This window comes from Methylotenera versatilis 79 (genome assembly GCF_000384375.1).
GTDB lineage: Bacteria > Pseudomonadota > Gammaproteobacteria > Burkholderiales > Methylophilaceae > Methylotenera_A > Methylotenera_A versatilis_B.
In genome coordinates this window covers 350,792-365,006 of sequence record NZ_ARVX01000001.1, presented here as the reverse complement: position 1 = coordinate 365,006, position 14,215 = coordinate 350,792, and the positions used below count along the sequence as shown (strand labels likewise).

At 42.7% G+C, this 14,215-nt stretch carries 12 protein-coding genes and 1 tRNA gene; 7 read left to right on the top strand and 6 right to left on the bottom strand.

The features are described 5' to 3' along the window. Nucleotides 1–75 precede the first annotated feature (75 nt). The 5 genes from METVE_RS0101840 to tgt all read right to left on the bottom strand — a co-directional run bounded on the left by METVE_RS0101840 (nucleotide 76) and on the right by tgt (nucleotide 6,030). Entirely contained in the window at nucleotides 76–1,347 is a 1,272-nt protein-coding gene (locus METVE_RS0101840; protein ID WP_020166745.1) for an HlyC/CorC family transporter, read from the bottom strand. A 138-nt stretch (nucleotides 1,348–1,485) separates the two neighbouring features. Continuing rightward, nucleotides 1,486–2,442, bottom strand: coding sequence for a protein translocase subunit SecF (gene secF, locus METVE_RS0101835; protein ID WP_020166744.1), 957 nt, complete (start codon nucleotides 2,440–2,442; stop codon nucleotides 1,486–1,488). Nucleotides 2,443–2,538: 96 nt separating this feature from the next. Further along, nucleotides 2,539–4,383, bottom strand: coding sequence for a protein translocase subunit SecD (gene secD, locus METVE_RS0101830; RefSeq protein ID WP_020166743.1), 1,845 nt, complete (start codon nucleotides 4,381–4,383; stop codon nucleotides 2,539–2,541). Between the two features lie 160 nt (nucleotides 4,384–4,543). Further along, on the bottom strand, nucleotides 4,544–4,873 hold the full coding sequence (gene yajC, locus METVE_RS0101825) for a preprotein translocase subunit YajC (RefSeq protein ID WP_020166742.1): 330 nt from the start codon (nucleotides 4,871–4,873) through the stop codon (nucleotides 4,544–4,546). A gap of 50 nt (nucleotides 4,874–4,923) precedes the next feature. Further along, complete coding sequence (gene tgt / locus METVE_RS0101820) at nucleotides 4,924–6,030, bottom strand: tRNA guanosine(34) transglycosylase Tgt (RefSeq protein WP_020166741.1); 1,107 nt, start codon at nucleotides 6,028–6,030, stop codon at nucleotides 4,924–4,926. 206 nt (nucleotides 6,031–6,236) lie between these two features. Between tgt and pssA the strand changes: the two genes are divergently transcribed. The 4 genes from pssA to METVE_RS0101800 all read left to right on the top strand — a co-directional run bounded on the left by pssA (nucleotide 6,237) and on the right by METVE_RS0101800 (nucleotide 10,744). Further along, a complete protein-coding gene (gene pssA / locus METVE_RS0101815; protein ID WP_020166740.1) occupies nucleotides 6,237–7,022 on the top strand; it encodes a CDP-diacylglycerol--serine O-phosphatidyltransferase in 786 nt (261 codons plus the stop codon). Nucleotides 7,023–7,446: 424 nt separating this feature from the next. Further along, nucleotides 7,447–9,000, top strand: coding sequence for a 2-isopropylmalate synthase (locus tag METVE_RS0101810; protein WP_020166739.1), 1,554 nt, complete (start codon nucleotides 7,447–7,449; stop codon nucleotides 8,998–9,000). A gap of 114 nt (nucleotides 9,001–9,114) precedes the next feature. After that, nucleotides 9,115–9,993, top strand: coding sequence for a drug/metabolite exporter YedA (gene yedA / locus METVE_RS0101805; RefSeq protein WP_020166738.1), 879 nt, complete (start codon nucleotides 9,115–9,117; stop codon nucleotides 9,991–9,993). An 88-nt stretch (nucleotides 9,994–10,081) separates the two neighbouring features. Next, nucleotides 10,082–10,744, top strand: a complete 663-nt coding sequence (locus METVE_RS0101800) for an HAD family hydrolase (protein WP_020166737.1) — start codon at nucleotides 10,082–10,084, stop codon at nucleotides 10,742–10,744. A 122-nt stretch (nucleotides 10,745–10,866) separates the two neighbouring features. Here the strand turns inward: METVE_RS0101800 and METVE_RS0101795 are convergent, their stop codons facing one another. Next, a complete protein-coding gene (locus METVE_RS0101795) occupies nucleotides 10,867–11,688 on the bottom strand; it encodes a cytochrome C assembly family protein (RefSeq protein WP_020166736.1) in 822 nt (273 codons plus the stop codon). Nucleotides 11,689–11,777: 89 nt separating this feature from the next. On the opposite strand from METVE_RS0101795, the gene ffh reads away from it, so the two are divergent. The 3 genes from ffh (at nucleotide 11,778) to METVE_RS0101780 (ending at nucleotide 14,156) form a co-directional block, all read left to right on the top strand. Beyond that, on the top strand, nucleotides 11,778–13,142 hold the full coding sequence (gene ffh / locus METVE_RS0101790; RefSeq protein WP_020166735.1) for a signal recognition particle protein: 1,365 nt from the start codon (nucleotides 11,778–11,780) through the stop codon (nucleotides 13,140–13,142). 271 nt (nucleotides 13,143–13,413) lie between these two features. Continuing rightward, a tRNA-Lys gene (locus METVE_RS0101785) sits at nucleotides 13,414–13,489 on the top strand. A 184-nt stretch (nucleotides 13,490–13,673) separates the two neighbouring features. After that, complete coding sequence (locus METVE_RS0101780) at nucleotides 13,674–14,156, top strand: GNAT family N-acetyltransferase (RefSeq protein WP_020166734.1); 483 nt, start codon at nucleotides 13,674–13,676, stop codon at nucleotides 14,154–14,156. Nucleotides 14,157–14,215: the final 59 nt, after the last annotated feature.

Below are 14,215 nucleotides of genomic sequence, written 5' to 3'. Positions count from 1 at the left end.
TACTTAATTCTATTTTGAGCCGACTACAGAAAATTTCAAGCCCAATATGAGTAGGGATATATAGATTAAATATAATTAGGGGAATATTTTGACGCTTTTGACGATTCTATCTTGCGTCTGCATGATTTCAATCGTGTGAGTATTGATTCTAAAACTGGTGCCAGGTTCAGGAATATCTTCAAAATGTTCCAGAATTAAACCGTTAAGTGTGCGCGGGCCATCTAGCGGCAAATTGATACTGAGTTTTTTATTCAGATTACGCAGCGCGCTACTACCATCAACCAACCAGCTGCCATCTGCCTCTTGGCGATAACTACCGACTCGGCTAGGCGATTGCGTAGTGAAGTCGCCAATCACTTCTTCTAATATATCTTCCAGTGTCACCAAGCCTTTGAATTCGCCATATTCATCTACAACCAAAGCAATCCGTTCTTGATGTTCTTGAAACTGCTGAATCTGCGTATAAAGCGGCGTGCCAGAAGGAACGAAATAAGGCTCGCTGATGACTTCACGTAAGGTTTCTTTGCTAATCTCTGCGTCCTGCTGATAACTGCGCAACTGATTAATGACTTTGCGCACATGAATAATACCGATAATCTCTTCATTATCGCCTTCGCGCGCGGGCAAACGCGTGTGATGACTGTTTGAAATTCGTTGCAGAATATCATCGATTGGCGCGTCAAAATCAATGACTTCAACCAATGTATGCGCGGTCATCACGTCATCTATGGTGATTTTTTCCAAATCAAACAAGTTAAGCAAAATAGTGCGGTGTTTTTTCGGCATAAAATGCCCAGCATCCGTCACAATGCTGCGTAATTCGTCCATAGTAAGCGATTGCGAACTCTCGCTGAAGTTGATATTCACCCTTAATAGTTTCAGCAAACCTTCAACAAATAGATTGATAAACCAAACGGCTGGATACAGAATTTTTAACAGCGGATATAAAATGTAGCTGCAGATAATACCTAATTTTTCTGGATATGCCGCCGCAATGACTTTTGGTGAAATCTCGCTAAAAACTAAAATCGCGAAAGTGACAGCCAAGGTGCCGAACATCAACACCCATTCGCCTTCACCAAACAGTTCAACTGTAATAATGGTGACAAGTGTCGCAGATGCGGCGTTAGCAAAATTATTGCATAGCAAAATCACGCCAAGCAATTTGTCGGTTTTAGCCAATAAACTACTGGCTAAACGCGCGCCGCGGTTGCCTTCTTTAACCAAATGCCGCAACCGATAACGGTTAAGCGACATCAAGCTGGTTTCAGCGACAGAGAAAAAGCCAGAAATAAGCAGCAGCAAGGCTAGAACGCCAAGCTGTAAGGGAATGGGAATATTATCCAAGTGATGTGAAACGCAAAAATAAACAGGTAATCAGTTTACCTGTTTATTCATTTAAAAATCAAGTAGTTAAGTTTAAGTTAACACTTAATTTTGCTTAAAAATTAGTTATCGATGAATAGCTTTAATTAACTGAGTTGATTAAGACAGTGCTTCTGCCGCATCATCTGCATCTTTTTTATTGTCTTTTTTCTCTACATCACCAATTAAATTAGCGCGATTAACACCCAAATACATCGCAATTGGGCAAGCAACCAATACTGAAGAGTAGATACCAAATAAAATACCAATCGTCAGCGCCAGCGCAAAGTTGTGTAACACTTCGCCCCCAAATAACAACATTGAACCCACCATGGTTTGTGTCATTAAGTGTGTAATCACCGTGCGCGACATAGTACGCGTGATGGCATTATCAATCACTTGAACCACGTTAGCTTTACGCATTTTGCGGAAGTTTTCGCGTACTCGGTCAAAAACCACGACCGATTCATTCACCGAGTAACCTAACACGGCCAAAATAGCGGCCAGTACGGTTAAGTTAAACTCCCATTGAAAGAATGCAAAGAAACCTAAAATGATCACCACATCATGCATGTTGGCGATAATCGCGGCTACGGCAAAACGCCATTCGAAACGAATCGCTAAGTAAGCCATAATGCCAGCACAAACCAATAGCAGTGCTAATCCGCCGCTTGCATATAACTCATCGCCCACTTGTGAGCCAACTGATTCTACACGACGCACTTCAGCGGTTGGGTCTGCAGTTTGCAAAGCTTTGGTCACAGTTTCAGACAATTGCGCAATCGACATGTCTTTTTTCAGCGGTAAGCGAATCAACACATCATGACTGGTACCAAAGTTTTGCACAGTCGCATCTTTTAGCCCGATTGAATCAACCGCTTCACGAATGCTATCGATTTTGGCGGTTTGCGGGTAATTCACTTCCATCACCGTGCCACCAGTGAAATCTACGCCGTAATTGAGGCCTTTAGACCAAAGAAAAAATACCGCCAGTAAAAACGTGAGAAGCGAAACAGCCGTCGTTAAACGGCCGTAGCTCATAAATGGGATATCTTTTTTAATTCTAAATAATTCCATAATTTTTACTCTAAATAATTGGTTGGTACATATTTGGTTGCTAGTGAAAACTCGTTCCGTTATTCCCACGAAAGCGGGAATAACGGCTTGTTTCGTTTATGCTTTATAAATCTGCCCGATTGAAAGGTTAGTCACTTTACGGCGGTAACCATAAATCAGATTCACAATCGCGCGTGATACTAAAACTGCACTGAACATAGAGGTTAATATACCCAACACATGCACCACGGCAAAACCTTTAATTGGGCCTGTACCGAACATAAACAGTGCTAAACCGGCGATTAATGTCGTTACGTTAGAGTCTAAAATGGTATCGAAAGCTCTGTCGTAACCCGCATGAATGCTCGCTTGCGGTGTATTGCCATTGCGTAACTCCTCACGAATCCGCTCATTAATCAACACGTTAGCGTCAATTGCCATACCAAGTGCCAATGCAATCGCAGCCAAGCCAGGCAAGGTAAGTGTGGCTTGTAACATCGATAAAATAGCGACTAATAATAATAAGTTAATACCCAGCGCTAATACAGAAACGCCGCCAAAAACCACGTAGTAAATCATCATCATCACTGCAATGGCAGCAAAGCCCCACAACGTAGAGTGCACGCCGCGTTTGATGTTTTCTTCACCCATGCTTGGGCCAACGGTACGTTCTTCAATGATTTCCATTGGTGCTGCCAACGCACCAGCGCGTAATAGCAATGCAATATCAGTCGCTTCTTGTGTATTCGCCATGCCAGAAATCTGTACACGTCCGCCGCCGATTTCTTCATTGATCACCGGTGCAGTAATCACTTCGGCATTGCCTTTTTCAATCAGCAAAATCGCCATGCGTTTGCCCACGTTATCGCGTGTTACGTTTCTAAAGATGCCAGCACCGCGGCCATCTAAAGTCACATTGACAATTGAGCCACCAGTTTGGCCATTCACACCAGGACCAGCGTCGGTAATACGGTCGCCAGTTAATACCACATTCTTTTTAACTAAAATTGGATTGCCAGCACGGTCTTTATATACTTCGTCACCAAAAGGCACTTGGCCTTTTGCAGCAGCTTCAAGCGTGGCCATGTCTTTTTTATCTTCATCGACCATGCGGATTTCTAGTGTCGCAGTGCGGCCTAAAATCTCTTTGGCTTTTGCAGTATCTTGCACACCTGGCAATTGAACTACAATGCGGTCAAAACCTTGTTGCTGCACGATTGGCTCGGCAACGCCTAACTCGTTAATACGGTTATGCAAAGTTTGTAAGTTTTGTTTAAGTGCGAATTCCTGAATTTTCTTTTTCGCCGCTTCACCAATGCTGGCAGTTAACACTTGCTCTTTGCCAGAAGTTGAATCGTTCAGCGTTAAATCGGGGAAGTCTTTTGCTAATACTTTACGCGCGGCTTCTAAATCTTTTCTATCGCTAAAACGTACTTCTACTTTTTGACCTTCGCGTGAAATACCAAAGTAGTTTACTTTTTCGCGACGTAGCGTTGTGCGGAAATCACCCACGCTACTTTCAGCTGATTTATCTAACGCTGCTTTCATATCTACTTGCAACAGAAAATGCACGCCGCCACGTAAATCCAAACCCAAATACATCGGTTTTGCGCCAATGCCTAATAACCAGTTTGGTGTTTGCGATAATAGATTCAACGCGACTGTGTAATCTTTGCCCAAATTAGCGATTAACTTATCTTTCGCCTTAATTTGCGCTTCAGGGTCAGCAAAGCGCACTTTCACGCCAGTTGCATCCAAGTAAATACCATTAAACGGCACGTTGGCTAATTTAAGCGTCGCTTCAACTTTATTGAGTAAAGCAGCATCCGCTTTTAATGATGTTTTTGCAGGGCTCACTTGCACCGCTGGCGATTCACCAAAAAAGTTGGGTATGGTGTACAACAACCCAATTAGAATGACAACGGCAATTAGAATGTATTTCCAGGTAGGGTAGCGGTTCATAAATGCGGCTCAAAAGTACTAAAATTACTGATCTAACTCGAAGCGATTTTAGTTTAAAAAATATTGGTTTAAAAAGATGCTAATTAAAAGTTAATGGTTTTTGAGTGTTAAGTCTCAAACAAGAAAGCTAGCAAAAATTGAGCTAGCTTTCAAATGTTGCTTAAATGCCTTTAATCGTGCCCGGCGGTAATAAAGTTTGCACCGCATGTTTTTGCACATTCACTGTGGTATTCGTTGCAATTTCAATACTCACAAAGCTGTCACTCACTTTAGTGATTTTGCCAATCACGCCGCCAGTTGTTGCTACTTCATCGCCCGCTTTTAAGCTTTCAATCATCGCTTTTTGCAATTTCGCTTGCTTCATTTGCGGGCGAATCAGCATGAAATAAAATAAAGCAAAAATAATTAAAATAGGTAAAAAGCTCAATAAATCACCACCTGGAGCGGCTGGAGCTGCGTGTGCGTTACTAATAAATAGATTGTTTAACATGCGGATAACTTTCAAATAATTTTTAACTGTGCGATTTTAGCACAGACTGTTCAGCTTGAGAGGCGTGCGCGTTTTGCTGCAAACTCTGATTTAAACTGCGTAAAAGTGTCATTTTCAATCGCGCCGCGCATGCCTTGCATTAATACTTGGTAATAGTGCAAGTTATGGATGGTATTTAAGCGTGCGCCTAAGATTTCACCTACTTTATGCAGATGGTGCAGATAAGCGCGGGTGAAGTTGCGACAGGTGTAACATGCGCAATCGGCGTCTAGCGGTTGCGTATCTAGTTTATAAAACGCGTTCTTGATTTTGATATCACCATATTGAGTAAACAGCCAGCCATTACGCGCATTGCGGGTTGGCATGACGCAATCAAACATATCCACACCTTGCGAAACGGCGGCGACTAAATCTTCTGGTGTACCAACGCCCATTAAGTAACGCGGCTTATTTTGTGGCATTTTAGGAGCTGTGTGCGCCAAAATACGCAACATATCTTCTTTAGGTTCGCCAACAGAAAGCCCGCCAATCGCAAAACCGTCAAAATCGATATCCACCAAACCGTTTAATGAAATATCACGTAAATCTTCAAACATGCCACCTTGAATAATTCCAAATAGTGCATTTGCGTTGCCTTGATGCGCATCTTTGCTACGTCTAGCCCAACGCAAACTTAATTGCATGGAGTCGTTCGCTTCTTTATGTGTGGCGGGGTATGGCGTACATTCGTCAAAAATCATCACAATGTCACTATTCAATACTTTTTGAATGCGCATGGATTCTTCTGGCGTTAAAAAGCAGGTGTCGCCATTGATAGGTGATTTAAACTTAACGCCTTCTTCTGAAATTTTGCGCATTGCGCCCAAGCTCCACACCTGAAAGCCGCCAGAATCCGTCAGAATTGGTTTATCCCAGCCCATAAATTTGTGCAAACCGCCATGCGCGGCAACCACTTCTAAGCCTGGACGTAACCATAAATGGAATGTATTACCCAGCACAATGTGTGCATCAATTTCTGTTAACTCTAAAGGTGACATGGCTTTAACTGTGCCGTAAGTGCCAACTGGCATAAACGCCGGCGTTTGCACATTGCCGTGCGCCAAACTAACTGTGCCGCGACGGGCGAGGCCATCGGTTTTGTGAAGGGTGAATTGCATATTTAAACCTAAATTGAAGCATTAATTTTAAGTCGCGATATTATCATAAGCGAGTACTTACATTAAATTACGACTCAGTAAACCTAGTGTATTGTTGCATCATCGAAAAACTTAACCCTATTTATTGGTTAACTTTTTAATTAGAACAAGTAAAATAAGCATGCTTTGTTATACTTAGACATCATTTTATTAGCAGGCTGACGATTATGGCTGTTGTTAAATCACGCACACCACGCAAACAAGTCGATACATTAAAATCACGCGGCATTTATTTGCTACCCAATTTATTCACCTCAGCGGCTTTATTTGCTGGCTTCTATGCCATTGTGCAGGCGATGAACTTTAACTTTGAGCAATCTGCGATTGCCATTTTTATTGCCATGGTGATGGATGGATTAGATGGACGTGTGGCGCGCATGACCAATACCACCAGCGCGTTTGGAGCCGAATACGATAGCTTGTCCGACATGGTGTCTTTTGGTGTGGCGCCAGCATTAATTATGTATGTGTGGGCGTTAAAGCCGATGGGGAAATTGGGCTGGATAGCAGCTTTTATTTATTGCGCCTGCGCGGCGTTAAGATTGGCGCGTTTTAATACCAAGCTAGACGATGATTATCAAGATAAGCGTTATTTTCAAGGCTTGCCCAGTCCAGCAGCAGCAGCATTGTTGGCGGGTTTTGTATGGGTGGCGTATGAGTATGATGTGGATGGTCGCGAAATATTTTTTGGCGCGTTGCAGATGAAATGGATGGCTTGGGGCTTAACGGTTTTTGCGGCGCTCAGCATGGTAAGCGATCTTAAGTTTTACAGCGGAAAAGACATTAATTTAAAACAGAGCGTACCTTTCGTGGCTATTTTGGCGATTGTTTTAGCTTTTGTACTGATCTCCTACAGTCCGCCAGAAGTTTTGTTTACTGTGGTTCTGGTCTACGCATTATCTGGCTATTTTTTGTGGGCAAAAGCGCGAGCTGCAAAAAAAGCCATAAGCTAATTAAAAACAACTGGTTGAGCGTAAATTCACGGTTAACTACTTGAAACACTAGCATTAAATACTGATACTGATACTGATACTGATACTGATACTGATACTGATACTGATACTGATACTGATACTGATACTGATACTGATTAAATGTTGAATCATTTGATATTCCAAGCAACACCACTTTACGCAAGCTTATTTTTAAGCCTTGCTGCGCTACGCCCAGCTTCACTGCTGCGCGTTAGCGCACGATAACCCCACCCAATTTAAATAACTTCGTGCTCACTGTTTTTTAGTGCTTAGTTTTAACTATGATTAATCAATAGTTAAGCTGGCTAGTTAACAACACAGTGAGTAAAATGACTGTATTTGTAGCTTTTGCGCAATTGATTAACCAATAATCGAAGCAAGCTACAGCATTAGGAAATAAAACATGAACACAGCAAACCAAACTAACAACCAAATTATTATATTTGACACCACTTTGCGCGATGGCGAACAAAGCCCTGGTGCATCAATGACTAAAGAGGAAAAAATCCGTATCGCACGCCAACTTGAAAAATTGGGTGTTAACGTGATTGAAGCAGGCTTTGCCGCCGCCAGCCCAGGTGATTTTGATGCTATTTCAGAAATTGCCAAAATAGTGAAAACCTCGACCGTTTGCTCACTTGCGCGTGCCAGTGAGAACGATGTGCGTCGTGCAGGTGAAGCGATTAAACATGCTGCCTCTGGCCGCATCCACACGTTTATCGCCACCAGCAAAATCCACATGGAAAACAAGTTGCGCATGACGGAAGACCAAGTGTTAGAGCGAGCAGTGCAAGCGGTTAAATGGGCGTTGGAATACACGCCAGATGTGGAATTCTCTGCCGAAGATGCGGTACGTTCAGATATCGACTTTTTGGTGCGTGTGTTTGATGCAGTGATTGAGGCGGGCGCAAAAACCATTAATGTGCCAGATACTGTAGGTTATTCGATTCCTGCGCCATGGGGCGAAACGATGGCGACATTGATTAAACGCGTCAAAAACTCAGATAAAGTGGTTTGGAGTACACATTGCCATAATGATTTGGGCATGGCGGTTGCAAATTCTTTGGCTGCGGTGATGGGCGGCGCGCGTCAGGTGGAATGCACGATTAACGGTTTGGGCGAGCGCGCAGGCAATGCCAGCTTGGAGGAAGTGGTAATGGCGTTGCGCACACGTAAAGACATTTTCAAGCTTGAAACCAGTATTGATACTACGCAAATCGTGCCGACTTCTAAATTGGTTTCTACGATTACAGGTTACCCAGTGCAGCCGAATAAAGCGATTGTGGGGGCGAATGCATTTGCGCACGAAAGTGGCATTCACCAAGACGGCGTATTAAAGCATCGCGAAACGTATGAAATTATGCGCGCGGAAGATGTGGGCTGGAACGCAAATAAATTAACGTTGGGTAAATTATCTGGCCGCAATGCTTTTAGAACACGTTTGAAAGAATTGGGTATTGAGTTGGAATCTGAGGATTCCATGAATGCTGCTTTTGCGCGTTTCAAAAATTTAGCGGATAAGAAATCAGAGATTTTCGATGAAGATTTGCATGCTTTAGTCAGTGATGAATTCGTGCATGAGGCTAGTGAAAATTACAAATTGGTGTATTTACAAGTTGCCTCGCAAACAGGCGAAGTGCCGCACGCAATCATTACTTTATCTGATAACAGCGTAGAAAAGCGTGCAGAAGCAGATGGCGGCGGCCCTGTGGATGCCACGTTTAAAGCGATTGAAAGTATGGTCAATAGCGGTGCTGAATTGCAATTGTATTCGGTGAATAACATCACCAGCGGCACCGATGCGCAGGGCGAAGTGACCGTGCGTTTGGCAAAAGGCGGGCGTATTGTGAACGGGCAGGGTGCCGATACCGATATTGTGGTGGCTTCAGCCAAGGCGTATTTGAATGGGTTGAATAAGTTGTATTCAAAAAATGAAAAGATGAATCCACAGCTTTGATTTTTTTGTAAAATCGACCAAATACTTTGTTGCTTTTCGCTTGCCGTACTTAATTGTACTGTCTGCGCTCAAGCACCTTGTGCTTTGACCGCTTTAACAAAAAGTCTATCTTTTATGCACAATAAAAACCAAACTTTATTTATCATTCTTGCCCTATTTTGCACCTACTTTATCTGGGGTTCGACTTACTTAGCGATTAAATTTGGTATTGAAAGTTTTCCGCCTTTTTTAATGGGGGGCATACGATTTACGGTTGCCGGTGCTTTGTTGTATGTGGTCATGCGTTTTCTTGGCACACCAAATCCAACAAAGCAGCAGTGGTTGGGCGCTACGGCAGTTGGTATTTTGTTACCTGCGTTAGGTAACGGCACCGTGTGTTATGTGCAGCAAACGGTTTCATCCAGTGTGGCGGCGCTTTCTATTGCGACGGCACCGATTTGGATGGCGATTTTTTCATCGCTTTGGGGGCATAAAATAACACGCCAAGAATGGCTGGGCATCACGGTTGGTTTAATTGGTATCGTGTTATTAAATGTGGGCGGCAGTTTGCATGGTCAATTATTTAGCGCGTTTTTATTGATTTTTGCAGCGGCCAGTTGGTCGTTTGGGTCGGTTTGGGGTAAGCAACTAAGTATGCCAGCAGGATTAATGGCGCCCGCCTGCCAAATGTTAATGGGCGGCATTGCGTTATTAATATTCAGCGCATTTCAAGGTGAACAATATCCTAGCGTAATCAGCGTAAAATCTTGGGCGGCGATATTGTTTTTAATCGTGCTGGGTTCAATCGTTGCTTATAGCGCTTACCAGTATTTGCTTAAAACGGTGCGTCCATTGGTTGCCAGCAGTAATACTTTTGTTAACCCAATTGTCGCATTTGCGGTAGGTATTTGGCTGGCGAATGAGCATGTGACACCGACTGAATACATTGCGCTGGCGGTGATATTAGTCGGCGTTTTTTTAGTGCTTTCTGCGGACAATGAGAAATTGGCCTAAAAATAGCGTTAAGTCGCCGCACGCTTATCTATTTATTTTCAATGACTTAATATTTTCACAGACTTGATTAATTGTAACGGAGTAAATTTTGAATTTGGCTTTATTTGATCTTGATAACACTTTATTGGCGGGCGATTCTGACTATAACTGGAGTTTGTTTTTAATTGACCAAGGTTTGTTGGATGCCAAAACGCATCATGATCGCAATGAACAGTTTTATTTGGATTACAAAAATGGCAATTTGGATATTTTTGCTTTTTTAAAATTCCAATTGCAACCGCTCAGCCAGCATCCTAAAAAATTCTTGGATGAGTTGCACGTTAAGTATATGGATAAAGTCATTAAGCCAATGATGACGGATAAAGCACAAGCCTTAGTGAATAAGCACAAAGCGGCAGGCGATTTATGCGTGATTATCACGGCCACCAATAGTTTTGTGACCAAGCCAATTGCAACGGCTTACGGTATTGAGCACTTAATTGGCACTGATCCAGAAATGGTTGATGGGCAATTTACTGGTGGCGTGAGCGGTGTGCCGAGTTTTCAAGCAGGTAAGGTGACGCGGATTAATGAATGGTTGGCGGAAAAAGGCCAAGCATTAACTGGCTTTGACAAAAGCTATTTCTATAGCGATTCACACAATGATTTGCCATTGATGAAATTGGTGACGAATCCTGTAGCAGTGGATGCGGATGAAACGCTTAGCGCATATGCCAAAGAACATAATTGGCTTGCAATTAGTTTGCGCTAAGCTAATTAACTTAAACAGCTATAAAACGATTGCTTATTTTTTGAGCTAAATTAAAGGTTAAGTCCGGTCGGTATCTAGTAAAAAACTGGTGTAAATACATACTTAACTAAAAGTTAACACCATTATTTATTCAATAATACTTGCAGTACAAAACGGCTGCCAATATAAGCCAGCAATAGCAATAAGAAGCCAGTTAAAGTCAGTTTAATGGCTTTTTTCCCACGCCAACCGTATTGATAGCGGCCAAATAATAACCAGCCATAAATCACCCACGATGCAATCGAAAATAGCGTTTTGTGATTCCATTGCAATGGTTTGCCAAAGATTTGTTCGCTAAATAACATGCCGCTTATTAATGTCAATGTTAGCAATACAAATCCGATGGTAATCACTCTAAACAACAGGCTTTCCATCACCATTAATGGTGGAAAACTAGGCAATTTGATTAAACTAGGTTTGTTATGCAGGCTGCGATCAGCAATGGTCATTAATAAGGCATGCAAAGCGGCAAAGGTAAATAAGCTGTAAGCCAAAATCGCAATGCCGATATGCGCCATAAATAAGCCTTCATGCGCTGTAGGCAAATAATGGTTTTTGATGGCAAACGCGGGTAATAAGACAAAAACCGCAGCGGGCGGCAATACAAAAGCTTGTAGGCTGTGCAACTCATGCTTTCGATCTGCCAACCAATAGACCAACACAGTCAGCCAAAAAATCGCTGATAACGCGTAATAAAACCCTAAGTTAATGCTTCCAACACTAAAAATATCGCGGTACAAAAGCCAGCCGTGCAACATTAAGCCTAAGGCAATCATGGCGGAATGCAGTTTAAGCGACTGCGTATTTGTAGCTGTTTTGGTGGTGTGCCAAAAATCTGCAGCAACTGCGAGATAAATAAAAGCCACAACCGAATACGGAATGAAATAGTGCACTGAATTTTGCATATGACAATTATGGCAAAACTCGTCTAATTAGCATAGCTTGATGTAAAATTAGAAATCCAAAAGCGCAATTTTTAAGGTAATCCCCCAAAATGTTAGAAAATTTAACCGGCCGTTTACAGGGCGTCATCAAAAACCTACGAGGTCAAGCGCGATTAACTGAAGACAACATTAGCGACGCGATGCGTGAAGTGCGTATGGCTCTGCTAGAGGCTGATGTGGCATTGCCTGTGGTAAAAGAATTTATCAGCCGCGTGAAAGCGCGTGCGCAAGGCAAAGAGGTGTTACAGAGCTTAACGCCAGGCCAAGCGGTTATCGAAGTGGTGAATGATGAGCTAACCGAGTTAATGGGCAAAGCCAATGTAGGCTTGAATTTATCTACGCAACCGCCAGCGATTATCTTGATGGCAGGTTTGCAGGGTTCTGGAAAAACCACGACATCTGCCAAACTGGCAAAATTACTTAAAGAACAAAAGAAAAAAGTGTTGTTGGCTAGTGCCGATATTTATCGCCCTGCGGCGATTGCACAACTGCAAACTTTGGCTAAACAGCTAGATATTGACTGTTTTGACAGCAACGCGAACCAAAAGCCGAGTGAAATCGCAGCATTAACTTTAGAACACGCCAAAAAGAATTATTACGATGTGGTGATTTTCGATACGGCAGGCCGCTTGGGTATTGATGAAGCGATGATGGCGGAAATCAAGGCGTTGCATACGCAATTAAATCCGATTGAAACATTATTTGTAGTTGATGCGATGCAGGGCCAAGATGCAGTGAATACCGCTAAAGCTTTTGGCGAGACTTTGCCATTAACCGGCGTGGTATTAACGAAGTTAGATGGCGATGCACGCGGCGGCGCGGCATTATCGGTGCGGCACGTGACAGGTCAGCCGATTAAATTTATCGGCGTGAGCGAAAAGGTAGACGGTTTAGAACCTTTTCATCCTGACCGTATGGCTGGACGTATATTGGGCATGGGCGATGTGCTGGGCTTGATTGAGCAAGCGCATAAAAATGTCGATTTGGCCGAAGCGCAAAAAGTCGCAGACAAAATCAAATCGGGCAGCAAGTTCGATTTGGAAGATTTTAAAAGCCAAATGAGTCAAATGCGCAAAATGGGTGGCATGGGCGCGTTAATGGATAAGATGCCAGCGCAAATGGCGAATATGGCCGCAAAAGTGAATAACGAGGATGCAGATAAATCGCTGCGCCGTATTGAAGGTATTATCAATAGCATGACGCCGCTTGAACGCCGTAAACCAGAATTGATTAAAGCCACGCGTAAAAAACGCATCGCCGCCGGTAGCGGTGTGCAAGTGCAAGAAGTGAATCGCTTGTTAAAACAGTTTGAAGAAACGCAGAAAATGATGAAAATGTTCAGCAAAGGCGGCATGGCCAAAATGATGCGCGGCATGGGCGGTATGATGGGCGGAAAATTGCCGGGTATGCGTTAAATAGTTAACCGATTTAATCACTTAAGTTTTTTATAAAGTTAATCCCAACATTTGTTTAAGTAATACATATCTGCATGCTGTAAACAGCCGCTGTTTTAATCACAAACGCCTGCTTAAAAATAAAGAATATAAAAAGTTAATTTATTTAGCAGGTTGTCATTGACCAAAGCCCGAGTTTCTTGCATAATTGCGCCCTTTCGTAGGTAAAGCAAAAGTCATTCAAACTGCTTACGAATTAAGTACCAATATCCAGTATTACCCGTTTCATAATGGGGCGTTAGCTCAGCTGGTAGAGCAGCGGACTTTTAATCCGTTTGTCGTGGGTTCGATCCCCGCACGCCCTACCAATTCCATGTTTTAGGTAGTCCTAGAACATACAAGAAACCAGCCTAAGTGCTGGTTTTTTTATTGCCTTTTATCCTCTCAATGTTCTAAATTTGTCCTAGCAGATTTTGCGTGGGCTGAGGGTATGCTAGGGCTGCTCAGTATTATAATAGCCACAGTAAAATAATATTTTCAGGTTAAGGTGCTATGAATATTAGAAAGGCTACAGAAAAAGATTTTGACCAAATTTGGTCAATCTTTCATCAAGTGGTATCGGCGGGTGATACTTATGCCTACCCGCGCGATACAAACAAAGAACAAGCATTTAAAATTTGGATTGATACTCCGCGAATAGCCTATGTGTTTGAAGAGGATGGTAAGGTTTTGGGTACATTTTATTTAAAAACTAATCAACTCGGGCCAGGTGATCATGTTTGCAATTGCGGTTATATGGTTTCAACCGAAGCCAGAGGACGCGGGCTTGCCACTGCCATGTGCGAACACTCTCAAATCGTTGCAAGAGAGCTCGGCTATAAAGCCATGCAATTTAATTTCGTTGCATCTAGTAATGAGGGGGCTGTGAGATTATGGAATAATCTGGGTTTTGATACGGTGGGTCGGTTGCCAAAAGCATTTAACCATCCGTCTAAAGGCTATGTTGATGCCTTAGTAATGTATAAGTGGCTATAAGTCTATTCAGAATATTTCAGTAAAAGTTAAGAGTCATTCATATTGTGAGAACGCTGGAT

Excerpts from the sequence above, each read along its gene's own strand:
- METVE_RS0101795 (WP_020166736.1), bottom strand. The coding sequence starts at position 11,688 with ATGCAAAATTCAGTGCACTATTTCATTCCGTATTCGGTTGTGGCTTTT.
- tgt (WP_020166741.1), bottom strand. The coding sequence starts at position 6,030 with ATGCAATTCACCCTTCACAAAACCGATGGCCTCGCCCGTCGCGGCACA.
- secF (WP_020166744.1), bottom strand. The coding sequence starts at position 2,442 with ATGGAATTATTTAGAATTAAAAAAGATATCCCATTTATGAGCTACGGC.
- METVE_RS0101780 (WP_020166734.1), top strand. The coding sequence starts at position 13,674 with ATGAATATTAGAAAGGCTACAGAAAAAGATTTTGACCAAATTTGGTCA.
- yajC (WP_020166742.1), bottom strand. The coding sequence starts at position 4,873 with ATGTTAAACAATCTATTTATTAGTAACGCACACGCAGCTCCAGCCGCT.
- METVE_RS0101810 (WP_020166739.1), top strand. The coding sequence starts at position 7,447 with ATGAACACAGCAAACCAAACTAACAACCAAATTATTATATTTGACACC.
- secD (WP_020166743.1), bottom strand. The coding sequence starts at position 4,383 with ATGAACCGCTACCCTACCTGGAAATACATTCTAATTGCCGTTGTCATT.
- yedA (WP_020166738.1), top strand. The coding sequence starts at position 9,115 with ATGCACAATAAAAACCAAACTTTATTTATCATTCTTGCCCTATTTTGC.
- ffh (WP_020166735.1), top strand. The coding sequence starts at position 11,778 with ATGTTAGAAAATTTAACCGGCCGTTTACAGGGCGTCATCAAAAACCTA.
- pssA (WP_020166740.1), top strand. The coding sequence starts at position 6,237 with ATGGCTGTTGTTAAATCACGCACACCACGCAAACAAGTCGATACATTA.